Here is a 22,294-nt window from a genome sequence, read left to right as displayed (position 1 = left end):
CTCCCACATCATCGACAAGACATACACAAGGACTTGAGTATGGGTAAGATCACCGGCTTCATGGAATTCGCGCGCTTGCAGGAAGCGTACGAAGCCCCGCAAAAGCGCCTGAAGCACTGGAACGAGTTCGTTCTGCATCTGGACGACGGCCAGGCCAAGCAGCAGGCTGCCCGCTGCATGGACTGCGGCATTCCCTTCTGCACCAACGGCTGTCCGGTCAACAACATCATCCCCGACTGGAACGACCTGGTATACCGCCAGCAATGGCAGCAGGCGCTGCACGTGCTGCACTCCACCAACAATTTCCCGGAGTTCACCGGCCGCATCTGCCCGGCTCCCTGCGAGGCCGCCTGCACGCTCAATATCAACGACGACGCGGTGGGCATCAAGTCGATCGAGCACGCCATCATCGACAAGGGCTGGGCCGAAGGTTGGATCAAGCCGCAGCCGCCCGTGCGCAAAACCGGCAAGAAAGTCGCCGTGGTCGGCTCGGGCCCGGCCGGCATGGCCTGCGCCCAGCAACTGGCGCGTGCCGGCCATGCCGTGACGCTATTCGAAAAGAGCGACCGCATCGGCGGCCTGCTGCGCTACGGCATCCCCGACTTCAAGCTGGAAAAGCCGCTCATCGACCGCCGCATCGCCCAGATGGAGGCCGAAGGCGTTGAATTCGCCCCCGCGACGTATATCGGCAAGGCCACCGACAAGGGCGCCGACGGCCTGACGGTGCGCACGCCCGAATCGCTGCTGGCCGATTTCGACGCCGTGGTCATGTCCGGCGGCGCAGAAACGCCGCGAGATCTGCCCATCCCGGGGCGCGAATTGTCCGGCGTCTATTACGCCATGGATTTCCTGCGTCCGCAGAACAAGGCCGTAGCGGGCGATCGACTGACCAGCCAGCCCAAGGCCACCGGCAAACACGTGGTGGTGATCGGCGGCGGCGACACCGGCTCCGACTGCGTGGGCACCAGCAACCGCCACGGCGCGGCCACGGTGACGCAATTCGAGATCACCGACCAGCCGCCAGACGCCGAGAACAAGCCGCTGGTGTGGCCTTACTGGCCGCTCAAACTGCGTACTTCGTCTTCGCACGACGAGGGTTGCCAGCGCGATTGGAGCGTGGTCACCAAGCGGCTCGAAGGCAGCAACGGCAAGGTCGAGAAGCTCATCGCCGCGCGCGTCGCCTGGACTCGCGACGACGCCACGGGCCAGATGAAAATGACCGAAGTCCCCGATTCGGAATTCGAAATGAAGGCCGACCTGGTGCTGCTGGCCATGGGCTTCGTCTCGCCGGTGCAGACCGTGCTCGACGCCTTCGGCGTGGACCGCGATGCGCGCGGCAACGTGCGCGCCAACACCGACGACTACCGCACCAGCGTCGGCAAGGTATTCGCCGCCGGCGACATGCGCCGCGGCCAGTCGCTGGTGGTCTGGGCCATCCGCGAAGGCCGCCAGTGCGCGCGTGCCGTGGACGAGTTCCTGATGGGCGCCAGCGATTTGCCGCGCTAATCGCCGGCAAGCGCAGTTTCTAGTCGATATCGCGCAGAAAATCGGGGATTGCCTCCCCGATCGAGACCAGATACCGCGCCATCGCGCCGGCGACGTTGCGCACCGCCGCGCGTTCGGTCATCCGATCACGCCAAGCCAGCAGGCTTGGCGTTTCTTTTGTCATCGGCGCGCCCTTGCGCGCACCGAACAGCTGCGCCATGTAGAACGCAATATCCGCGTAAGAGTAGGTTCCGGCCAGATACTCCCGGTCCGCCAGTACGCGCTCCATGCGCCGGTAGTATTGCGCCGCTTCGTGGCGCGCGGCCTGTGCCGCGGGATCGTCCGGCGTGCTTTCCAGCCCCATCAACCGGATGATGTGCGGAAAATACACCTCGTCGCTACAGTGCTCGAGCTGACGCGCCCGCGCCCGCTCCCTGGGATGCGCCGGCCATAGACCGGGATCGGGCTCGATGTCTTCGAGGTATTCGAAGATCTGCGTGGAATCGAAGATCTCCAGGTCGCCGTCCATCAGCACCGGCACCTGGCGCTTCGGGTTGATGCGCAATACGTCCGGATCTCTGGGCTCGTAGCCGCGCTGCTGGCTGAACGGCACCATCGCCAGTTCGAAATCGATGCCCTTCTCGCGCGCCGCGATCTCAACCTTGGCGCCGAACATGCTCAGCGGGCCTGAAATTATTTTCATCTTTGTCTCCTGGATGGCAGTCATGCGTGCGTGGCCGAGCGGGCAGTGGGCGCAAGTCGATGGCTCTCGGTGCGCCGCAGGGGCCAGCGCCTCAACTCGGGCGCGATCTCGCTCGCCCACAGGTTCGACCGGCCGAAATCGTCAAACCGTGCGACGTCGGGAAACACCGCGACGCCCATCAGCACCTGCTCGTTCTCCCTCACCGGCAGCCGGCGAAAATCGTTTTCGCGCGGCTCGGTCACATACCACCCCTGGGCTTGCGCCCCGCCCGCATCGAGAACACCCTGCATGCGTTCGCGGCAAAAGGCCAGGTGCCGAGCCGACGCGGGTTCGTGCAGATACAAGACCGTGATGTCGATGAATCCCGGCGGTATCGCCACGGCGCCTCGGCCTGCCCTGCGCGTCGGATCGACGGCCAGATGCGCGCCCTCCCAGGCTGGACGCAGCAGCAGGACATTGTCCGAATCGATCATCGTCGCGTTGGCCGCATCGGCGTGGGCTCGCCAGACAGGGCCGTCATAGAACTCGGTCAGGCTGCGCAGGCGCGTCTGCATGCTTTCGAATCCGCGCAGCCAGACGAACAGATCCGGATCGTCGAGGTCGCGAAACTGCCCCATGACCGTCACGCCGACCGCCTCCTGCGTCTCGACGAACTCGCGGTCGAAAAGATCGATCAACACATCGCGCTTATGGGGATGCAGGGTGTACTGGCGCAGTTCGACGCACCCCAGCGGGTTGTCGCGCATGCTCGTCGGGTTCATTTTCAGCCTTTGCGGAAATCGGGCGTGTTGATCATGCGGGCAAGGATAAGTCCGATAACATGACAGCTTATGTCATGTATTTGAGGCACAGCAATTCCTTATGAAAGCCGGCCGCCTTCTGTCGATCATGCTGCTGTTGCAGGCGCGCGGGCGCATGACCGCGCCGGCCTTGGCCCAGGCGCTGGAGGTTTCCGAGCGCACGATTCTGCGCGACATCGATCATCTCTCCGCGGCCGGCGTGCCCATCTGGGGCGACCGGGGCCGCAACGGCGGTTTTCAGCTGCGCGAGGGCTGGAGCACCGACCTCACCGGACTCACGCAAGACGAAGCACGCGCGCTGCTGCTGGCGGGCCTGCCCGGACCGGCGACGGAACTGGGCCTGGGCGGCATGGCAAGCTCGGCGCGACAGAAGATGATCGCCAGCCTGCATCCGGATTTGCGCGAGCAGGCCGATCGCGTCGCCAATCGTCTGCACGTGGACGCGGTGGATTGGTATCGCGCACAGGAAACGCCGTCATTTCTGCGCGACGCCGCCGATGCCGTGTGGAATTCGCATCGCATCGAGGTCAAGTATGAAAGTTGGCGCGGCATGTCCCGCCGCGAACTCGAACCGCTCGGCCTGGTGCTCAAGGCGGGGGTCTGGTACCTGATCGCGAAAATCGCGGGCAAACCGGGGGCGCTGACCTTCCGGCTGGCGAATATCCAGGAGTTCAAATCTTCCCGCCGCCACTTCAAACGACCCGTGCGATTCGATCTGGCCCGGTACTGGCGCGATGCCCTGGACCGCTACGAAGCCGATCTCTACCGGCTGACGGCGCACATCGCCGTATCGCCGCGCGGCCAGCGCTGGCTGGCCAATGGCCGCGTCAAGACCGCCCCCGTCCCGCACAGCGCGGGCAGCGCGGCGGTGCCGCCGGGATGGAAAGAATGTTTGCTGCCCATCGAATCCATCGAGCACGGCGCGCGCACGCTGCTGGGATATGGCGCGGAAGTGAAGATCGTAGGGCCGAAGGAACTCAGGAACAGATTTATGAAGGAATTATTGAAAGTGAAGAAGCTGTATGCGTAGCGCAGTCCGTCTTTGCCTGCTTTCAGCACCCGCCTGCGCGAGGTACATTTGCCCGGCTTCGACCACGATCTCGGCCCGGCCGACCTGGCCGACGACGACGGATCTCCATGCGGTAGGCAGGGTTTTTGCAACGGCATTGAAATCGATCGAATTCATGCAATGAGGCTCCCTAAGCGACAGGCCCGACGAGGAGCACGACGTTACTACATTACAATTGGGCTCGTGCCAACAGATCCTCGGCTGCCCATGCCTGAAAGTTCTTCCAACACCCCGGAACCCGCTCTGTCCTTGAACGGCGTAGCCCTGGGCTATGGAGATTTCACCGTACTCAGCGACATCTCGATGCAGGCTCGGGCCGGGCAGGTCGTGGCCGTCATGGGCGGTTCGGGGTCGGGCAAGACCACGCTGCTGCGCGCGGCCACCGGCCAGATCGCCGCGCAAGGCGGCACGGTCAAGGTCTTCGGCCAGGACATCGCCGCGCAATCGCCCGCCGGGCTGCGCGCCCTGCGCCAGCGCATGGGCGTGCTGTTCCAGCAAGGCGCGCTCTTCACCGACCTGAACGTCTTCGAAAACGTCGCCTTCCCGCTGCGCGAACACACCAGGCTCGACGAGGCCGCCATCCTCGACCGCGTGCTGGCCAAGCTCGACGCGGTCGGCCTGCGCACCGCGGCCCATCTCAAGGTCGCGGAAATCTCCGGCGGCATGGCGCGGCGCGTGGCGCTGGCGCGCGCCGTGGTGCTGGAGCCGGAACTCATTCTGTACGACGAGCCCTTCGCCGGGCTCGATCCGATTTCGCTGGGCATCACGGCCCGACTCATCCGCCATCTGGCCGATGAGCTCGGCTGCGCGTCGGTGCTGATCACGCACGACGTCGCCGAAACCTTCGCCATCGCCGATCAGGTGTACCTGGTGGGACGCGGCAAGCTTGCCGCGTCCGGCACGCCGCAAGCGCTCAAGGTGTCGCAGGACCCGTATGTGCGCCAGTTCCTGGACGGCGCACCCGATGGCCCGGTGGCCTTCAACTATCCCGACACGCCGGCCTTCGAAGCCTGGCTGGCGCAGCAACCAGGCACCCGCGCCGCGCGCAAGCAGGGGGACCGGGTATGAATCTCATCAGCGCCTTGGGCACCCGCGTGCTCGGCATCATCGGCGGCGTCGGCGACTTCACCCGCTTTCTCGGCGCCCTGCTGGCACGCAGCGGCATCGCCGTACGCCGGCCGCGCCTGGTATCTCAGCAAATCCATTTCATCGGAAATTATTCGCTGCTGATCATTGCCGTCTCGGGCATGTTCGTCGGCTTCGTGCTGGGCCTGCAAGGCTATTACACGCTCAACCGCTACGGCTCCGAAGAAGCGCTGGGCCTGCTCGTGGCGCTGTCGCTGGTGCGCGAACTGGGGCCGGTGGTCACTGCGCTGCTTTTTGCCGGCCGCGCCGGCACATCGCTCACCGCCGAAATCGGCCTCATGAAGGCCGGCGAACAACTGGCCGCCATGGAGGTCATGGCTGTCGACCCGCTGCGTCGCGTACTGGTGCCGCGCTTCTGGGGCGGCGTGATCGCCATGCCCATCCTGGCCGCCGTGTTCTCCATGGTGGGCATCCTGGGCGGTTGGGTGGTGGGCGTGCTGCTCATCGGCGTCGATGCCGGCGCCTTCTGGTCGCAGATGCAGGGCGGCGTGGATGTCTGGCAAGACGTGGCCAACGGCGTGCTCAAAAGCGTCGTGTTCGGCGTCGCCGTGACGCTGGTCGCACTATACGAAGGCTGGCACGCGCAGCCCACACCCGAAGGCGTGGCACGCGCCACCACCCGCACCGTCGTGGTGGGCTCGCTGGCCGTGCTGGGTTTGGATTTCCTGCTGACGGCCCTCATGTTCGGAGGCTAGAGAACCATCATGTCCAAGACGAAAACCGATTTCTGGGTAGGCCTTTTTGTGCTGCTGGGCGCCGCCGCGCTGGTATTTCTGGCGTTGCGCGCCGGCAATATGAGCAGCTTCTCGTTCGCGCGCACCTACCCCTTGACCGCTTCTTTCGACAACGTGGGCGGCTTGAAAGTACGCGCACCGGTCAAGAGCGCCGGCGTGGTAGTGGGCCGCGTGGCCGCCATCGGCTTCGACAACAAGAGCTTTCAGGCCACCGTCACGCTCGACATGAACGCGGCGTACCAGTTCCCCAAGGACAGCTCGGCCGCCATTCTCACGTCGGGCCTGCTGGGCGAACAGTACGTGGGCCTGACCGCCGGCGCCGACGACCAGAATTTTGCGGCGGGCGGAAAAATCCGCTATACACAAAGCGCAGTCGTGCTGGAAAACCTGATCAGCAAATTCCTCTACAACACGGCCGACAAACAAGGCACCGCCAGCCCCTCGGGCAATAGCGGGTCTGGCGGCGCGCACCAATAACAACATCATTATGAGCATGCCTCTCATCTCTCGTTTTGCCGCCGCCGGATTGGCCTGTGCCCTCATGGCCGGCTGCGCCGCGCCGTCCAATCCCAATCCCCGCGACCCCTGGGAAGGGTTCAATCGAGGCGTCTACAAATTCAACGACACGGTCGATCACCTGGTGCTGCGGCCCGTGGCCACGCTCTACGCTACGGTCTTGCCCGACCCGGTGCAATCGTGCGTGCACAACATCTTCAGCAACCTGGGCGACGTCTGGGGCGGCGTCAACCTCATGCTGCAAGAGCGCGGCGTGGATGCCATCAATATGTGGGGCCGCTTCATGCTGAACACCACCATGGGCCTGGGCGGCTGCCTGGACATCGCCTCGCGCACCGGCGATCCCAAGATCTCCAGCGACTTCGGCACGACGCTGGGCGTGTGGGGCGTACATCCAGGACCCTACCTGGTGCTGCCCCTGCTCGGCCCGAGCACGGTGCGCGACGGCGTCGGCATGACCGCCGACTGGTTCGGCGATCCGGTGGCGCTGCACGACGTCCGCAACGTAGGCCTGCGCAATTCGCTGTATGGCCTGGATTTCGTCGATACGCGCGCCAGTCTTCTGGGCGTGACCGACACCATCGACCGCACGGCGCTCGACCCCTACAGCTTCGTGCGCGATGCGTATCTGCAGCGCCGGGCGGCCATGGTGCGCGGCAACAAGCCCAACACCGACGCGCTGCCCAACTACAACGATGAGGGCGACACGCCCCCACCCGCGGCGCCGACCCCCGCCGCCGCGCCTGCCGCACCGGCCAAGTAAGGAGTCGTCATGCCGTCCCTTTTCCCCGCTCTGTTCAAACGCCTGCTGTGCGTCGCCGCTCTGGCCTGCGTGGCCGTCGCCGCGCAGGCTCAGAACGGCAAGCCCGATCCCAACGGCCCGCCCGATCAGCTCGTGCTCAAGGTGGCCAACCAGGCCCTGACCGCGCTGAAGGCCGGCGGTTCCACCCAGGAAAGCGACATTGCGCGCATCAACAAGGTAGTGGACCAGTACGTCCTGCCTTATATCGATTTCGAAAAGACCACGCGCCTGGCCGCCGGCCACTATTGGCGCAACGCCACCGCGCAGCAGCGCACCGAGCTGGCCCAGGCATTCCGCGGCACGCTGATCCGCACCTACAGCGGCGCGCTCACCAGCGTCGATCCGAGCACGACCATCAAGCTGCTGCCCAAGCGCGCCAACGACATCCAGGGCGACGACGGCGTGGTGCGCACGGTCATCATCGCCAACACCAATGCCCAACCCATCGAAGTCGACTACCGGCTGGGCAAGAGCTCGCAAGGCTGGCAAATCTACGATCTGAACGTGGAAGGGGTGTGGCTGATCGAGAACTACCGCAACCAGTTCGCTCAGCAGATCAGCCAGAACGGCATCGACGGCCTGATCAAGGCGCTGAACCAGCGCAACGGCGGCAACTGATCGAAATTTCACGCTTATATAATGTGAAATTCGCTCTTTTCCAGCCCGATCCCCTGGATCGGGCTGCCGCTTATTATTTATGTCCGCCGCCGTCAGTCTCGAACACATCTCCAAAATCTACCCGCCCCGCCCGCGCGGGTGGCGCAAATGGCTGGGCCAGCCGGCCGGGTCGGGCTTCCAGGCCCTGGACGATGTCAGTCTGCGCATCGAACCGGGCGAGTTCTTCGGCCTGCTGGGCCCGAACGGCGCCGGCAAGACCACGCTGATCTCCATTCTGGCCGGGCTGGCCCGCGCCAGCCAGGGGCAGGCCAGCGTCTGCGGCTACGACGTCGTGTCCGACTACAAGGCGGCGCGGCGCGCCCTGGGCGTGGTGCCGCAAGAACTGGTCTACGACCCCTTTTTCACGGTGCGCGAGACGCTGCGCAACCAGTCGGGTTATTTCGGCCTGCGCAACAACGACGACTGGATCGACGAGATCCTGCACAACCTGGGCCTGTCCGACAAGGCCGACAGCAATATGCGCGCCCTATCGGGCGGCATGAAGCGGCGTGTGCTGGTGGCACAGGCCCTGGTGCACCGTCCGCCGGTCATCGTGCTCGACGAGCCCACCGCCGGCGTGGACGTGGACCTGCGCCATACACTGTGGCAGTTCATTTCGCGCCTGAACCGTGCGGGCCACACCATCATGCTGACCACGCACTACCTCGAAGAGGCCGAAGAACTATGCGGCCGCATCGCCATGCTCAAACGCGGCAGGCTGGTGGCGCTGGACACCACAGCCGCGCTGCTGGCACGTGTAGGCGGCGCAGACCTGGAAGACGCCTTCGTGCGCATCATGCACGAAGACCCGCTCGATCCGGCAACGCAGGAGGTCGCGGCATGAGCAAGCCCGCCGCGCTGCTCCAGCCCCAGATGCAGGCTGGCCTGGGCTTTCCCACGCTGCTGCGCAAAGAGCTGCAGCGCTTCTGGAAGGTCGCCTTCCAGACCGTCGCCGCCCCCGTCATCACCGCCCTGCTCTACCTGGTGGTGTTCGCCCACGTGCTCGAAGGCCACACGCTGGTGTACGGCCGCGTGCCTTATACCGCCTTCCTCATCCCTGGGCTGATGATGATGAGCATGTTGCAGAACGCCTTCGCCAATCCGTCCTCATCCATCATCCAGAGCCGCATGTCGGGCAACCTGGTGTTCATTCTTCTGCCGCCCATGTCGCACTACGAGCTCTTCGGCGCCTACGTGCTGGCCGCGGTGGCGCGCGGCCTGGCGGTGGGCCTGTGCGTATGGCTCACGGCCCTGTACTTCGCGCCCCTCATGCCGGCGCAGCCTTTGTGGGTATTGGCGTTCGGCCTGCTGTCCTGCGGCATCATGGGCACCTTGGGCCTGATTGCCGGTCTCTGGTCGGAAAAATTCGACCAGCTCTCGGCCTTCCAGAACTTCCTCATCATGCCGGCCACCTTTCTGTCCGGCGTGTTCTACTCCATCCATACTCTGCCGCCTTTCTGGCTGGCCGTGTCGCACTGGAACCCGCTCTTCTACACCATCGACGGCTTTCGCTACGGTTTCTTCGCCGTATCCGACGTGTCGCCCTGGCATAGCCTGGCCGTGGTGGCCGGCGTCTTCGCCGCGCTCATGCTGATCGCGCTGCGTCTTCTGGCCCGCGGCTACAAGCTCCGTCACTGATACCTCCGCACAGGACTCGTCCATGCTTCCCACTCCCGAACAGGTGCGCGACTACATCGCCGCCGGCCTGCCCTGCGAACACATCGACGTCACCGGCGACGGCTCGCACTTCGAAGCCGTCATCGTCAGCAGCGCCTTCGACGGCAAGCGCCCCATCGCCCGCCACCAGCTCGTCTACGCCGCGCTGGGCGACCGCATGAAAGCCGAAATCCACGCGCTGTCGATGCGCACCCTGACTCCGGGCGAATACGCCAAGGCGGCTGAATAATGGACAAACTGCGCATCACCGGCGGCCGCCGGCTCCACGGCGAAGTCGTCGTCTCCGGCGCCAAGAATGCCGCCCTGCCCATTCTCTGCGCCGGCCTGCTCACGGCCGACCCGGTGCATCTGGCCAACGTGCCGGCGCTGAACGACACCAACACCATGCTCAAGCTGCTGCGCCTGATGGGCGTGCACGCCGAGCAAAATGGCGAATCCGTCACGCTGCAGGCCAATCAGGTCGACAAGCTCGAAGCCCCCTATGAATTGGTCAAGACCATGCGCGCTTCCGTGCTGGTGCTGGGGCCGCTATTGGCGCGCTTCGGCGAAGTGCGCGTCTCGCTGCCCGGCGGCTGCGGCATCGGCCAGCGCCCGGTGGATCAGCACATCAAGGGCATGGCCGCGCTGGGCGCCGAGATCGCAATCGAGCACGGCTTCATCGTGGCGCGCGCCAAGCGCCTGAAGGGCGCATCGATCCGCACCGACATGGTCACCGTCACCGGCACCGAAAACCTGCTCATGGCAGCCGTGCTGGCCGAAGGCCGTACCGTGCTGGAAAACGCCGCGCGCGAGCCCGAAGTGGTGGACCTGGCCGAACTGCTCATCAAGATGGGTGCCGACATCCAGGGCCACGGCACCGACCGCATCGTCATCCAGGGCGTCGAGCGCCTGCACGGCGCCGAGCATCGCGTCATACCCGACCGCATCGAGGCCGGCACCTTCCTGTGCGCCGTGGGCGCGGCCGGAGGCGACATCACGCTTCGCAACGTCGAGCCGAACCATATGGGCGCCACGCTCGACAAGCTCGTCGAGGCAGGCCTGACCATCGAAACCGGTACCGACTGGATCCGCGGCGCCATCTCGGGCCGTGCGCGCGCGGTGGGCGCGCGCACGCACGAGTATCCCGGCTTTGCCACCGACATGCAGGCCCAGCTCATGGCCCTGGATTCTGTCGCCGAGGGCACCGCGATCGTCGTCGAGACTATCTTCGAAAACCGCTACCTGCACGTGCAGGAACTGCGCCGCATGGGCGCCGACATCGACATCGACGGCCATACCGCCGTGGTGCGCGGCGTGCCGCGCCTGTCCGGCGCCACGGTCATGGCCACCGACCTGCGGGCCTCGGCCGGCCTGGTGATCGCCGGCCTGGTCGCCGAGGGCGAGACCGTCATCGACCGCGTCTACCATCTGGACCGCGGCTACGATCGCATGGAACGCAAACTCGGCGCCCTGGGCGCGCAGATCGAACGACTTACCGGAAAGCCCTGATGGAACCCATCACGCTTGCCCTCTCCAAGGGCCGCATTTTCGACGACACTCTGCCGCTGCTTTCCGAGGCCGGCATCTCCGTACCCGAAAGCCCCGAAGACTCGCGCAAGCTCATCCTGCCCACCAGCGACCCGGGCCTGCGCCTGATCATCGTGCGCGCCTCCGACGTGCCCACCTATGTGCAATACGGCGCGGCCGACCTGGGCATCGCCGGCAAGGACGTGCTGCACGAATACGCTGAAGACCAGCCCGGCCGGCTCTACCAGCCCATCGATCTGGACATCGCCCGCTGCCGCTTGTGCGTGGCCGTGCGCCGCGGCTTCGACTACGACGCCGCCGTGCACCAGGGCGCGCGTCTGCGCGTGGCCACCAAATACCCGCGCGCCGCGCGCGAACACTTCGCCAACAAGGGCGTATACGTCGATATCATCAAACTCTACGGCTCGATGGAACTCGCGCCGCTGGTCGGCCTGGCCGACTGCATCGTCGACCTGGTCTCCACCGGCAACACGCTGCGCGCCAACGATCTGGTCGCAGTCGAAGACATCATGCCCATTTCCTCGCGCCTGATCGTCAACCAGGCCGCGCTCAAGACCCGCCGCGAACGCCTGCAACCCATCATCGACGCCTTCGCGCGTGCTACGCTGGGTTGATCCAACAAAACAATGCAATGAGCCTCGCCCTGACTCACTGAACCCAGCATGGGCGCCGCGGGCGTAAAGCGCGCGGGCGCCTAAGTGGCGGGGCAGTCCGCGCAGCGGGCTTTGGCCGCCTAAGGCGGCGGCCAAGCCCGGCACTTCGAAGCCAGCGCGCTTTACGCCCGCGGCGCCCATGCGGCTCAAGAACTCAGACAAGACCGGACCACCCCATGCCTGCCGCCCTCATCAACCGCCTGAACTCCCGCGACGCCGGCTTCAAAGCCGATCTGAACACGCTGCTGGCCTTCGAAGCCGGCGAGGACGAATCCATCGACCGCACCGCCGCCGAGATCCTGGCAAACGTGCGCAAGCAGGGCGACGCCGCACTGCTCGACTACACGCGCCGCTTCGACCGCGTCGAGGCCGACTCCGTCGCCGCGCTCGAGATTCCCAAGGCCGACTGGCATGCCGCGCTCGCCGCCCTGCCCGCCGCCCAGCGCGACGCCCTGCAGGCCGCGGCCGACCGCGTGCGCGCCTATCACGAGCGCCAGCGCGGCGAGACCTGGACCTACACCGAAGCCGACGGCACCCTGCTCGGCCAGAAGATCACCCCGCTCGATCGCGTGGGCCTTTACGTGCCCGGCGGCAAGGCCGCGTATCCCTCTTCGGTGCTGATGAACGCCATCCCCGCCAAAGTGGCCGGCGTGCCCGAAGTCGTCATGGTCACGCCCACGCCCGGCGGCGTGCGCAATCCCATCGTGCTGGCCGCCGCCGCCATCGCCGGCGTGGATCGCGCCTTTGCCGTGGGCGGCGCGCAGGCCGTGGGCGCACTGGCCTACGGCACCGCCACCGTTCCCGCCGTAGACAAAATCGTCGGCCCCGGCAACGCCTACGTGGCCGCCGCCAAGCGCCGCGTGTTCGGCGTAGTGGGCATCGACATGATCGCCGGTCCCAGCGAAATCCTGGTCATCTGCGACGGCAAGACGCCGGCCGACTGGATCGCCATGGACCTGTTCTCTCAGGCCGAGCACGACGAACTGGCCCAGGCCATCTTGCTGTGCCCAGACGCCGACTACCTGCAGCAGGTCGAGGCGGCCATCGCCACGCTGCTGCCGCAGCAGCCCCGCGTGGACATCCTGCGCACCAGCCTGGCCAACCGTGGCGCGCTGATCCAGGTGCGCGACCTGGACGAGGCCTGTTCCATCGCCAACGACATTGCTCCCGAGCACCTGGAGATCTCCACCGAGCAGCCCGAAACCTGGGCCGCCAAGATCCGCCACGCCGGCGCCATTTTCATGGGCCGCTATGCCTCCGAGGCGCTGGGCGACTACTGCGCCGGCCCCAACCACGTGCTGCCCACCTCGCGCACCGCGCGCTTTTCCTCGCCGCTGGGGGTGTACGACTTCCAGAAGCGCTCCAGCCTGATCCAGGTGTCGCATCAGGGCGCCCAAACCCTGGGCCGCATCGCCGTCGAACTGGCCATGGGCGAGGGCCTTGCGGCCCACGCCGGCAGCGCCCGCTACCGTCTGGACTAGAATAGGCCTGCAAGACCCGCGAACGCCAAAGCAACCGCGGGTTCCGAACACACCGAGCATTTCGACATGCGCACCGCCGAAATCACCCGCAATACCAACGAAACGCGCATCCGCGTCGCGATCAACCTGGACGGCACCGGCAAGCAGAGCATCGCCACCGGCGTGCCCTTTCTCGACCATATGCTCGACCAGATCGCCCGCCATGGGCTGATCGACCTCGACATCCAGGCCGAGGGCGATCTGCACATCGACGACCACCACACCGTCGAAGACGTCGGCATCACGCTGGGCATGGCGGTGGCCAAGGCCGTCGGCGACAAGGCCGGCTTGCGTCGCTATGGCCACGCCTACGTACCGCTCGACGAGGCCCTATCGCGCGTAGTGGTCGATTTCTCCGGCCGCCCCGGCCTGGTGTTCAACATCGATTTCACGCGTGCGCGCATCGGCAGCTTCGACGTCGATCTCACGCGCGAATTCTTCCAGGGTTTCGTCAACCACGCCCTCGTCACGCTGCACATCGACAATCTGCGCGGCACCAACGCGCACCATCAGTGCGAAACCGTCTTCAAGGCCTTCGGCCGCGCCCTGCGCATGGCCGCCGAGGTCGACACGCGCCAGAACGGCGCCATGCCTTCGACCAAGGGCGTGCTGTAAAAGAGAACCCGCGGCGCAAGCGGCATCGAGCAGCCCGCGCCGCGTCCCTTACCGCTGCGATCACCTACCCACGAAGCCCGTGAGCACCATCGCCATCGTCGATTACGGAATGGGCAACTTCCATTCCGTCGCGCGCGCCCTCGCGCACGCCGCCCCGGATGCCGACATCCGCATCTGCAACCAGCCCGGCCAGATCGCGGCGGCAGACCGCGTCGTCTTTCCCGGCCAGGGCGCCATGGCCGACTGCATGCGTACGCTGAACGAATCCGGCCTGCGCGAATCGGTGCTGCGCGCCGCGCGCGAGAAGCCTCTACTGGGCGTATGCGTGGGCGAACAAATGCTTTTTAGCCGCAGCGAAGAAGGCGACACGCCCGGCCTGGACGTCTTCGCCGGCACGGTGCGCCGCTTCGCCGGCCCGCAATTCGCTCCGCCCGTGACAGACGCGGGCACAGCTTGCGCCGCCGACGCGCAAGCCGCACCGCTGATCGACTGCGACTGCGACGAGCGCCTCAAAGTGCCGCACATGGGCTGGAACCGAGTGCGCCAGACGCGCGCACACGCCCTCTGGGACGGCATTCCCGACAATACGCACTTCTACTTCGTACACAGCTATTACGCGGTGCCCGAAGATCCGGCCCTGATCGCCGGCATGAGCGACTACGGTCTCGCCTTTACCTGCGCGATCGCTGCCGCTAACATTTTCGCGGTTCAGTTTCATCCGGAAAAGAGCGCCGAACACGGTTTGCGGCTCTACCGCAATTTTGTAGACTGGAACCCCTAAAGTTTCATCTTTCCCGGCTTGCCGTGCGCATGGCAGGCCATTTTCTTCACCTTCGACACTTCACGACGCACGCCATTCACCATGCTGCTGATCCCCGCCATCGACCTCAAAGATGGGCGCTGCGTGCGCCTGCGCCAGGGCGACCTGGACGATGCCACGGTGTTTTCCGAAGAACCCGCCGCCATGGCCAAACACTGGCTGGAGCTGGGCGCGCGGCGCCTGCACCTGGTCGACCTGAACGGCGCGGTGGCCGGCAAGCCCGCCAATAGCGCCGCCATCAAGGCCATCCTCGAAGCCGTGGACGATGACATCCCGGTGCAGATCGGCGGCGGCATCCGCGACCTCGACACCATCGAGCGCTATCTCGACGCCGGCATCTCCTACGTGATCATCGGCACCGCCGCAGTCAAAAACCCGGGCTTCCTGCACGACGCCTGCGGCGCCTTCCCCGGCAGCATCATCGTCGGCCTGGACGCGCGCGACGGCAAAGTGGCCACCGACGGCTGGAGCAAGCTCACCAAGCACGACGTGCTCGACCTGGGCAAAAAGTTCGAAGACTACGGCTGCGAAGCCATCATCTACACCGACATCGGCCGCGACGGCATGCTTTCGGGCGTGAACGTCGAAGCCACGGTGCGCCTGGCGCAGCACGTGCGCATCCCCGTGTTCGCCTCCGGCGGCATCGCCGGTATTGCCGATATCGAAGCGCTGTGCGCCGTCGAGGACGAAGGCATCGAAGGCGCCATCCTGGGCCGCAGCATCTACGAAGGCACGCTCGACTTCGAGGCCGCGCAGGCCCGGGCGGACGAACTCGCGCAATGAACGCTGCCGCCGCCCCCGCCAACGCGCTGACACGCCGGATCATTCCCTGTCTGGACGTTACCGCCGGGCGCGTGGTCAAAGGCGTGAATTTCGTCAACCTCACCGACGCCGGCGATCCGGTCGAGATCGCGCGCCGCTACGATGAACAGGGCGCCGACGAACTCACCTTTCTCGACATCACCGCCACCAGCGACGGCCGCGACCTGATCCTGCCCATCATCGAGCAGGTAGCCTCGCAGGTCTTCATTCCGCTCACGGTGGGCGGCGGCGTGCGCCAGGTGTCCGACATCCAGCGCCTGCTCAACGCCGGCGCGGACAAAATCAGCATCAATAGCGCCGCCGTGGCCAACCCCGAACTGGTGCGCGCGGCCAGCGACCATCACGGCTCGCAATGCATCGTAGTGGCCATCGACGCGCGCAAGGCCTCTGCCGAGGGCGAGCCCGAGCGCTGGGAGGTCTATACCCACGGCGGACGCAAGGCCACGGGCCTGGACGTCATCGCCTGGGCGCGTCGCATGGCCGCCTACGGCGCCGGCGAGATCCTACTCACCAGCATGGACCGCGACGGCACCAAGGCAGGCTTCGACCTGGCGCTCACGCGCGCGGTGTCGGACGCCGTGCCCGTACCCGTGATCGCCTCCGGCGGCGTGGGCAATCTGCAGCACATGGCCGACGGCGTCACGCTGGGCCGTGCCAGCGCCGTGCTGGCCGCCAGCATCTTCCACTTCGGCCAGCATTCCGTGCGCGAGTGCAAGGCGTACATGGCCGAGCGCGGCATCCCCGTGCGGCTCTAAGAACCGCCAGCGAGACTTCCATGTGCGACACCCACGGCAAGGCCCCCGCAACCGCTGACACCGACCTGCCCGACTGGCTGGCCGATGTCGCCTTCGACGAGCAGGGTCTCGTCCCCGCCATCGCGCAGGACGCCGCCACCGGCCAGGTGCTGATGGTGGCCTGGATGAACCGCGAATCCCTCTACGAAACCGCCGCCACCGGCTGCGCCGTGTACTGGTCGCGCTCGCGCAAGCGTCTGTGGCGCAAGGGCGAAGAATCCGGCCACGTGCAGCAGGTGCACGAGTTGCGCCTGGATTGCGACGGCGACGTCATCCTGCTCAAAATCGAGCAGATCGGCGGCATCGCCTGCCATACGGGCCGTGCCAGCTGCTTCTACCGCCGCCTGGACGGCACAGCCCGCCACGCTACCTGGATCACCGTCGATCCGGTGCTCAAAGACCCCGAACTCATCTACAAATGACCGCTTCCGCATCCACCGGCGACACATTGGCCCGGCTGGCCGACACCCTGGCCACGCGTCGTCCCGACCAGGGTGGCGATCCGGCAACGTCCTACGTAGCCAAGCTTCTGTCCAAGGGGCCTGATGCTTTTTTGAAGAAAATCGGCGAAGAAGCCACCGAGCTCGTCATGGCCGCCAAGGACGGGCAACCGGACCGCATCGTGTCCGAAACCGCCGACCTGTGGTTCCATTGCCTGGTCGCGCTCACGCACTACAATTTGCGCCCCGAGGACGTACTGGCCGAACTGGCCCGCCGCGAGGGTCTGTCCGGACTTGAAGAAAAAGCCCGCCGTCCCGCCCAATGATGAGGCATCCATGAGCGAAAACTGTATCTTCTGCAAGATTGCCAAAGGCGAGATCCCGTCCAAGAAGGTCTATGAAGACGAAGAATTCCTCGCTTTTCACGATATCAATCCCGCCGCGCCGGTGCACCTTCTGGTAATCCCGCGCAAGCACATTGTTTCATTGGACGACGTTACCGCCGCCGATGCGGGCTGGTTGGGTAGAATGATGGCATTGGTCCCGCGGCTGGCTGCTGAAAACGGCTGCCGTCCCGGGCCCGAAGGCGGGTTTCGCCTGGTCTCCAATGTCGGCAAGGACGGCGGCCAGGAAGTGGCCCATCTGCATTTCCATATACTCGGCGGCCCGCGCCCATGGCAGGCGCGTCTGGCAACGCTGGCATCATAAAGGAGCACAAAATGGGCAGCTTCAGCATTTGGCATTGGATGATCGTTCTGGTCATCGTGGCTTTGATCTTCGGCACGAAAAAACTGCGCAACGTCGGTTCCGATCTCGGCGTCGCCGTCAAGGGCTTCAAAGAGGGCATGAAGGACGGCTCGGCGGAACCGTCGCAGGTCACGCAAAAGAGCGTCACCGGCGAAACCATCGACGTCCAGGCCAAAGAGAAAAACCAGGCCTGATGTTCGACTTCAGCTTTGCCGAACTGGCGACCATCGGCGTAGTCGCGCTGGTGGTCATCGGCCCCGAGCGCCTGCCCAAGGTGGCCCGCACTGTCGGCCACCTGATGGGCCGCGCGCAGCGTTACGTCAACGACGTCAAGGCCGACATCCAGCGCGAGGTCGAACTCGAAGAGTTCCGCAAGCTCAAGCAGGGCATGGACGACGCCGCGGGCGAATTGCGCACGTCGCTGCAGGAAACGCAAAACACCATCCACACTGCCGGGCAGGCTTTGCAGACCCAGCTCGACGACGCCGTGGCCGAGACCAAGAAGCGCATCGTCGATCCCAACGCCGCCTTGACGGCGGAGTCCGCGGCGCCCGAGACCGTGCCGGCTGACGTCGCTTCCCCTGCCGCCGCGGCCGCGCACGAAGCGGCGCCCGTCGAACCCGAGCCGGCCCTCCCGGCGCCGGCAACCTCTGCGCAGGCCCACACGGTTCAGGCCGAGCTGCCGCTGGCCGACCCCTTGCCCGCGGCCGCGACACGTCCCGAGCCGCTGGCCAAGCCGCCCGTCAACACCACCACGGGTACGCCCACGTGAGCAACAACGCAGCCCCCGAAGAAGAGCCGCAAAAAGAAGAAAGCTTCATCTCCCACCTCATCGAGCTGCGCTCGCGCCTGATCAGGGCCGGCATAGCCGTGGTGGCGGTGTTCTTCGTGCTCTGCCTCTATCCCGGCGCCTCGTATATCTACGACCTGCTGGCCAGGCCCATGCTCAATGCGCTGCCCCAGGGCACGCACATGATCGCCACCGGCGTCATCACGCCCTTCATGGTGCCGATCAAAGTCACCATGATGGCCGCGCTGGTGATCGCACTGCCCGTGGTGCTCTACCAGGCCTGGGCCTTCGTCGCTCCCGGCCTGTACCGCCACGAAAAGCGCCTGGCGCTACCGCTCATCGTCTCCAGCACCCTGCTCTTCATGATGGGCATGGCGTTCTGCTACTTCTTCGTCTTTCGCACGGTCTTTCACTTCATCGCCAACTTCGCCCCGCAGTCGATCACGCCGGCGCCGGACATCGAGGCTTATCTCAGCTTCGTCATGACCATGTTCCTGGCCTTCGGCGTCACCTTCGAAGTGCCGGTGGTCGTGGTGCTGCTGGTCAAGACGGGCATCGTGCAACTGGACAAGCTGCGCAGCATGCGCGGCTACATGGTCGTGGCTGCCTTCGTCATCGCGGCCGTGGTCACGCCGCCCGACATGCTCAGCATGTGCATGCTGGCGGTGCCCCTGTGCCTGCTCTTCGAGCTGGGTCTGCTGGCTGCACGCTTCGTGCAGCCCAAGCAAAGCGAAGAAGACGCCTCGTCCACCGACCTCGTCGAGCGTGACTGAACGCGCGGCCGCGCGCTGACGCGGACGCTGCAACTCGCCCGAGGTCGAATCGCTATTTCTTCCGGCCTGCCCGGATGATTTTGCCCATGACCTGCCGCGCCGCCGCGACAGGTATGGCGAAGCCTATGCCCATCGAGCCGCCTGTATCCGAATAGATGGCGGTGTTGATCCCCACCAGCTGACCGCGCGTATCGATGAGCGCGCCGCCCGAATTGCCCGGGTTGATGGCCGCATCGGTCTGGATGAAATTTTCGAACGTATTGGTGCCCAGCCCATTGCGGCCCAGGGCAGAGACGATGCCTTGCGTCGTGGTCAGTCCCACGCCGAACGGATCGCCGATGGCCAGCACGACGTCGCCCACGCGCAAGGAATTGTCGGGTGCCAGGGCCGCCACCGCAAGGCGGCTCAGATTGCCCTCCAGCTTGAGCACGGCCAGGTCCGTGTCCGGATCCGAGCCCACCACATTCGCCGCCGTCTTGCGACCGTCGCTCAATACGACCTCGATGGCGTCGGCCGCCTCGACCACGTGGTAGTTGGTGAGCACATAGCCGTCCCTGCTCATGATCACGCCCGATCCCAGGCTGGACGACGATCGACGCCGGCTCATGCCCGGCACCTGGTCCAACAGGCGTTGCAGCATGGGATCGTCGGGCAAAGGCACCAGCGGCACGTCCACGTGCTTGGTGGTGTACACGTTAAGCACCCACGGCATCGCACGCGCGGCGGCGTCGGCATACGACACTACGCCGCTGCGCCGCGCCATCTCCGGCTCGCGGCGCGGCGCCGGGCTGCCCGCACTGGCCGGCAGGGGCGGCGGCTCGATGCCGACCCGCGGCGGCGCCGGCCGATACGGGCCGGCCAGTCGCAGCCAATCCGGCCGCAGCGTGGTGACGACGAATAAAATGGCCAGACAAATCGTGACGGCCTGCGCAAATATCAGCCAAAGGCGACGCATGATCCCTTGGAATACCTCAACGATGAAAACGATCGCCACTCGCGAACTGGCCGCCTGGTTGGACGACACCCTGCAAACCGCGCGTTTCAAGGACTACTGCCCCAACGGCCTGCAGGTCGAGGGTCGCGAGCAAATAGGCTCCATTATCGCCGGGGTTACGGCCAGCGAGGCGTTGCTGCGCGTCGCCGTCGAGCGCCAGGCCGACGCCGTGCTGGTGCACCACGGATGGTTCTGGAAAAACGAAGACCCCCGCGTGCGCGGCCCGCGCCGCACCCGGCTGACGCTGGCCTTGGCCCACGAGCTCAACCTCTTCGCCTACCACCTGCCGCTGGACGCCCACCCGCAACTGGGCAACAACGCGCAGCTCGCCCGCATCCTGGGCCTGGCGCCGGAAACCGGCACGGACGGCCTGCCGCGCACCTGCGGCCCGGACAATCTCATCTGGCTGGGTGCCGCCCCTGGGCTGTCCACCCTGGGCGAGCTCGCCGGGCGCGTGGCCCAGCGTCTGAACCGCACGCCCCTGACCGTGGGCGATCCGACCCAACCCGTCGGCCGCGTCGCCTGGTGCACCGGCGCGGCCCAGGGTTTTCTGGACGCCGCCATCGAAGCCGGCGCCGACGCCTACATCACAGGAGAGGCCTCCGAACCCACCGTGCATCTGGCGCGCGAAACCCATACCGGCTTCATCGGCGCCGGCCACCACGCCACCGAGCGCTACGGCGTGCAGGCCCTGGGTGCAGCCATCGCGCAACATTTCGGCATCAAGGTCGAATTCGTCGATATCGACAACCCGGTGTGACCCGCCATGCCGATCGGTCCGTCTGGTTTTCCTGGCCCGCCGCCTCATCAATTCAGCCGTGTTCACGGGTAGCATAAGCACTCGGTTTACACGGCCGGCTTACATACTTTGGGGAATCGACATGAAAAAACTGCTCGTTGCGATCATCGGCTCGATGTGCATGCTATCCGCCCATGCCCAGGCGCCCGCTTCGGCATCCAGCACCTGCGCAGCCAAGGCTGTCGATAAGAACGGCAAGGCGCTTGCGGGTGCCGCCAAGACGTCGTTCATGAAAAAGTGCGAACAGGCCACCTGCGAAGCCCGGGCCGTAAGCAAGAGCGGCAAACCGCTTTCCGGCGCCGCAAAAAACGCGTCGATCAAAAAATGCATGGCTTCTTGACCCGCTCGTAGCCCGCAAAAAAGCCGCCAGAAAATTCAGGCGGCTTTTTTATTCGAGCGAGGCGGCGATCTTGCAATCGCCTCGATGCGTCAGGCTACGCCGGCCGCATGCGCCTGCTGGTCCGCGTGGTACGAAGACCGCACCATCGCGCCCACCGCCGCGTGCGTGAAACCCATCTCGTACGCTACGCGTTCGAACATCGCGAAGGTGTCGGGGTGCACGTAGCGCTGCACCGGCAGGTGATATTCGGAAGGCTGCAGGTACTGACCGATGGTGATCATGTCTACGTTGTGCGCGCGCATATCGCGCATCACCTGCAGGATTTCATCATCGGTCTCGCCCAGTCCCAGCATCAGGCCGGACTTGGTGGGCACGTCGGGATGCAGCGCCTTGAACTCGGCCAGCAACTTGAGCGAGTGCGCGTAGTCGGCGCCGGGGCGGGCCTTCTTGTACAGGCGCGGCACGGTTTCGAGATTGTGGTTCATCACGTCCGGCGGACCGGCGTTCAGGATGGCCAGCGCGCGGTCCAGGCGGCCGCGAAAATCCGGCACCAGGATCTCGATGCGCGTATTGGGCGACAGCTCGCGCGTGCGCGCGATGCAATCGACGAAGTGCGCCGCGCCGCCGTCCTTCTGGTCGTCGCGGTCCACCGACGTGATCACCACGTAGTTGAGCTTGAGCGCGGCGATGGTGCGCGCCAGATTGATCGGCTCGTCCTTGTCCAGCGGGTCGGGATACCCGTGGCCCACGTCGCAGAACGGGCAGCGCCGCGTGCACTTGTCGCCCATGATCATGAAGGTGGCCGTGCCCTTGCCGAAGCACTCGCCGATGTTCGGGCAGGAGGCTTCTTCGCACACCGTGTGCAGATTGTGCTCGCGCAAAATGCGCTTGATCTCGAAGAAGCGCGACCCGGTCGTCGCGGCCTTCACCCGGATCCATTCCGGCTTCTTCAGACGCTCGGCCGGTTGCTCGACCTGAATGGGAATGGTCTTGACCTTGAACTTGTTCTTTTGCTTCTGATGCGGATCAGCAGCCTGGGTCGCGGTGAGGGATTCGGGGGCAGGAGTCATT

30 protein-coding genes are annotated in these 22,294 nt (G+C 65.6%); 24 read left to right on the top strand and 6 right to left on the bottom strand.

Annotated elements, in window-relative coordinates:
- The first annotated feature begins 39 nt into the window (after positions 1–39).
- Positions 40–1,506 carry a glutamate synthase subunit beta gene (locus ACTHJ1_RS15945; protein ID WP_440194253.1) on the top strand — a complete coding sequence of 489 codons (1,467 nt, stop codon included), beginning with the start codon at positions 40–42 and terminating at the stop codon, positions 1,504–1,506.
- Positions 1,507–1,525: 19 nt separating this feature from the next.
- Here the strand turns inward: ACTHJ1_RS15945 and ACTHJ1_RS15940 are convergent, their stop codons facing one another.
- Positions 1,526–2,188 (bottom strand): glutathione S-transferase family protein, encoded by a 663-nt coding sequence (locus ACTHJ1_RS15940; RefSeq protein WP_440194250.1) that lies wholly within the window; start codon positions 2,186–2,188, stop codon positions 1,526–1,528.
- Positions 2,189–2,208: 20 nt separating this feature from the next.
- Positions 2,209–2,949, bottom strand: coding sequence for an NIPSNAP family protein (locus ACTHJ1_RS15935; protein ID WP_440194247.1), 741 nt, complete (start codon positions 2,947–2,949; stop codon positions 2,209–2,211).
- Between the two features lie 100 nt (positions 2,950–3,049).
- On the opposite strand from ACTHJ1_RS15935, the gene ACTHJ1_RS15930 reads away from it, so the two are divergent.
- Complete coding sequence (locus ACTHJ1_RS15930; RefSeq protein WP_440194244.1) at positions 3,050–4,018, top strand: helix-turn-helix transcriptional regulator; 969 nt, start codon at positions 3,050–3,052, stop codon at positions 4,016–4,018.
- On the opposite strand, the gene ACTHJ1_RS15925 is transcribed toward ACTHJ1_RS15930, so the two are convergent.
- Positions 3,989–4,174: a hypothetical protein gene (locus ACTHJ1_RS15925; protein WP_440194242.1), complete on the bottom strand. Its 186-nt coding sequence runs from the start codon at positions 4,172–4,174 to the stop codon at positions 3,989–3,991. The genes ACTHJ1_RS15930 and ACTHJ1_RS15925 overlap by 30 nt on opposite strands.
- A 90-nt stretch (positions 4,175–4,264) precedes the next feature.
- On the opposite strand from ACTHJ1_RS15925, the gene ACTHJ1_RS15920 reads away from it, so the two are divergent.
- The 21 genes from ACTHJ1_RS15920 to tatC all read left to right on the top strand — a co-directional run bounded on the left by ACTHJ1_RS15920 (position 4,265) and on the right by tatC (position 19,090).
- On the top strand, positions 4,265–5,125 hold the full coding sequence (locus ACTHJ1_RS15920) for an ABC transporter ATP-binding protein (RefSeq protein ID WP_440194239.1): 861 nt from the start codon (positions 4,265–4,267) through the stop codon (positions 5,123–5,125).
- Positions 5,122–5,898 (top strand): lipid asymmetry maintenance ABC transporter permease subunit MlaE, encoded by a 777-nt coding sequence (gene mlaE, locus ACTHJ1_RS15915; RefSeq protein ID WP_440194236.1) that lies wholly within the window; start codon positions 5,122–5,124, stop codon positions 5,896–5,898. The genes ACTHJ1_RS15920 and mlaE overlap by 4 nt, the downstream gene beginning before the upstream one ends.
- A gap of 9 nt (positions 5,899–5,907) precedes the next feature.
- Positions 5,908–6,414, top strand: coding sequence for an outer membrane lipid asymmetry maintenance protein MlaD (mlaD, locus tag ACTHJ1_RS15910; RefSeq protein WP_440194233.1), 507 nt, complete (start codon positions 5,908–5,910; stop codon positions 6,412–6,414).
- A gap of 10 nt (positions 6,415–6,424) precedes the next feature.
- A complete protein-coding gene (locus tag ACTHJ1_RS15905; protein WP_440194230.1) occupies positions 6,425–7,216 on the top strand; it encodes an MlaA family lipoprotein in 792 nt (263 codons plus the stop codon).
- Positions 7,217–7,225: 9 nt separating this feature from the next.
- Positions 7,226–7,873, top strand: a complete 648-nt coding sequence (locus ACTHJ1_RS15900; protein WP_440194227.1) for an MlaC/ttg2D family ABC transporter substrate-binding protein — start codon at positions 7,226–7,228, stop codon at positions 7,871–7,873.
- 79 nt (positions 7,874–7,952) lie between these two features.
- Positions 7,953–8,756: an ABC transporter ATP-binding protein gene (locus tag ACTHJ1_RS15895; protein ID WP_440194224.1), complete on the top strand. Its 804-nt coding sequence runs from the start codon at positions 7,953–7,955 to the stop codon at positions 8,754–8,756.
- Positions 8,753–9,550 (top strand): ABC transporter permease, encoded by a 798-nt coding sequence (locus ACTHJ1_RS15890; RefSeq protein WP_440194221.1) that lies wholly within the window; start codon positions 8,753–8,755, stop codon positions 9,548–9,550. Before ACTHJ1_RS15895 ends, ACTHJ1_RS15890 begins: the two co-directional genes overlap by 4 nt.
- A 22-nt stretch (positions 9,551–9,572) precedes the next feature.
- The gene (locus ACTHJ1_RS15885; protein ID WP_440194218.1) at positions 9,573–9,818 is read left to right on the top strand and encodes a BolA family protein; all 246 of its coding nucleotides are present in this window, start codon (positions 9,573–9,575) and stop codon (positions 9,816–9,818) included.
- On the top strand, positions 9,818–11,077 hold the full coding sequence (murA, locus tag ACTHJ1_RS15880) for a UDP-N-acetylglucosamine 1-carboxyvinyltransferase (RefSeq protein ID WP_440194215.1): 1,260 nt from the start codon (positions 9,818–9,820) through the stop codon (positions 11,075–11,077). Before ACTHJ1_RS15885 ends, murA begins: the two co-directional genes overlap by 1 nt.
- Positions 11,077–11,730 (top strand): ATP phosphoribosyltransferase, encoded by a 654-nt coding sequence (hisG, locus tag ACTHJ1_RS15875; protein WP_440194212.1) that lies wholly within the window; start codon positions 11,077–11,079, stop codon positions 11,728–11,730. Before murA ends, hisG begins: the two co-directional genes overlap by 1 nt.
- A 215-nt stretch (positions 11,731–11,945) precedes the next feature.
- Positions 11,946–13,250, top strand: coding sequence for a histidinol dehydrogenase (gene hisD, locus ACTHJ1_RS15870; protein WP_440194210.1), 1,305 nt, complete (start codon positions 11,946–11,948; stop codon positions 13,248–13,250).
- 66 nt (positions 13,251–13,316) lie between these two features.
- Entirely contained in the window at positions 13,317–13,904 is a 588-nt protein-coding gene (hisB, locus tag ACTHJ1_RS15865) for an imidazoleglycerol-phosphate dehydratase HisB (RefSeq protein ID WP_440194207.1), read from the top strand.
- A gap of 79 nt (positions 13,905–13,983) precedes the next feature.
- Complete coding sequence (locus tag ACTHJ1_RS15860; RefSeq protein ID WP_440194204.1) at positions 13,984–14,685, top strand: imidazole glycerol phosphate synthase subunit HisH; 702 nt, start codon at positions 13,984–13,986, stop codon at positions 14,683–14,685.
- Positions 14,686–14,766: 81 nt separating this feature from the next.
- Positions 14,767–15,507, top strand: coding sequence for a 1-(5-phosphoribosyl)-5-[(5-phosphoribosylamino)methylideneamino]imidazole-4-carboxamide isomerase (hisA, locus tag ACTHJ1_RS15855; protein WP_440194201.1), 741 nt, complete (start codon positions 14,767–14,769; stop codon positions 15,505–15,507).
- Positions 15,504–16,301 carry an imidazole glycerol phosphate synthase subunit HisF gene (gene hisF, locus ACTHJ1_RS15850; RefSeq protein ID WP_440194198.1) on the top strand — a complete coding sequence of 266 codons (798 nt, stop codon included), beginning with the start codon at positions 15,504–15,506 and terminating at the stop codon, positions 16,299–16,301. Before hisA ends, hisF begins: the two co-directional genes overlap by 4 nt.
- Positions 16,302–16,321: 20 nt before the next feature.
- Positions 16,322–16,762, top strand: coding sequence for a phosphoribosyl-AMP cyclohydrolase (gene hisI, locus ACTHJ1_RS15845; protein ID WP_440194195.1), 441 nt, complete (start codon positions 16,322–16,324; stop codon positions 16,760–16,762).
- Positions 16,759–17,106, top strand: a complete 348-nt coding sequence (locus ACTHJ1_RS15840) for a phosphoribosyl-ATP diphosphatase (RefSeq protein ID WP_440194192.1) — start codon at positions 16,759–16,761, stop codon at positions 17,104–17,106. Before hisI ends, ACTHJ1_RS15840 begins: the two co-directional genes overlap by 4 nt.
- A gap of 10 nt (positions 17,107–17,116) precedes the next feature.
- Positions 17,117–17,488, top strand: coding sequence for a histidine triad nucleotide-binding protein (locus ACTHJ1_RS15835; protein WP_440194315.1), 372 nt, complete (start codon positions 17,117–17,119; stop codon positions 17,486–17,488).
- An 11-nt stretch (positions 17,489–17,499) separates the two neighbouring features.
- Positions 17,500–17,721: a Sec-independent protein translocase subunit TatA gene (gene tatA, locus ACTHJ1_RS15830; RefSeq protein WP_440194189.1), complete on the top strand. Its 222-nt coding sequence runs from the start codon at positions 17,500–17,502 to the stop codon at positions 17,719–17,721.
- Positions 17,721–18,299, top strand: a complete 579-nt coding sequence (tatB, locus tag ACTHJ1_RS15825; RefSeq protein ID WP_440194186.1) for a Sec-independent protein translocase protein TatB — start codon at positions 17,721–17,723, stop codon at positions 18,297–18,299. The genes tatA and tatB overlap by 1 nt, the downstream gene beginning before the upstream one ends.
- Positions 18,296–19,090 carry a twin-arginine translocase subunit TatC gene (tatC, locus tag ACTHJ1_RS15820; RefSeq protein ID WP_440194183.1) on the top strand — a complete coding sequence of 265 codons (795 nt, stop codon included), beginning with the start codon at positions 18,296–18,298 and terminating at the stop codon, positions 19,088–19,090. The genes tatB and tatC overlap by 4 nt, the downstream gene beginning before the upstream one ends.
- Positions 19,091–19,142: 52 nt before the next feature.
- On the opposite strand, the gene ACTHJ1_RS15815 is transcribed toward tatC, so the two are convergent.
- Positions 19,143–20,045, bottom strand: a complete 903-nt coding sequence (locus tag ACTHJ1_RS15815) for a trypsin-like peptidase domain-containing protein (RefSeq protein ID WP_440194180.1) — start codon at positions 20,043–20,045, stop codon at positions 19,143–19,145.
- A 22-nt stretch (positions 20,046–20,067) separates the two neighbouring features.
- On the opposite strand from ACTHJ1_RS15815, the gene ACTHJ1_RS15810 reads away from it, so the two are divergent.
- Entirely contained in the window at positions 20,068–20,844 is a 777-nt protein-coding gene (locus ACTHJ1_RS15810; RefSeq protein WP_440194177.1) for a Nif3-like dinuclear metal center hexameric protein, read from the top strand.
- A gap of 99 nt (positions 20,845–20,943) precedes the next feature.
- On the opposite strand, the gene ACTHJ1_RS15805 is transcribed toward ACTHJ1_RS15810, so the two are convergent.
- Both ACTHJ1_RS15805 and lipA read right to left on the bottom strand, forming a co-directional pair.
- Positions 20,944–21,213 carry a hypothetical protein gene (locus tag ACTHJ1_RS15805; protein ID WP_440194174.1) on the bottom strand — a complete coding sequence of 90 codons (270 nt, stop codon included), beginning with the start codon at positions 21,211–21,213 and terminating at the stop codon, positions 20,944–20,946.
- 99 nt (positions 21,214–21,312) lie between these two features.
- Positions 21,313–22,293, bottom strand: coding sequence for a lipoyl synthase (gene lipA / locus ACTHJ1_RS15800; RefSeq protein ID WP_440194171.1), 981 nt, complete (start codon positions 22,291–22,293; stop codon positions 21,313–21,315).
- Position 22,294 lies beyond the last annotated feature (1 nt).

Origin of the sequence: Bordetella sp. (genome assembly GCF_051960075.1) — a bacterium.
In the GTDB taxonomy this organism is placed as follows: Bacteria; Pseudomonadota; Gammaproteobacteria; order Burkholderiales; family Burkholderiaceae_B; genus Bordetella.
This window is presented reverse-complemented; position numbering and strand designations above follow the sequence as displayed.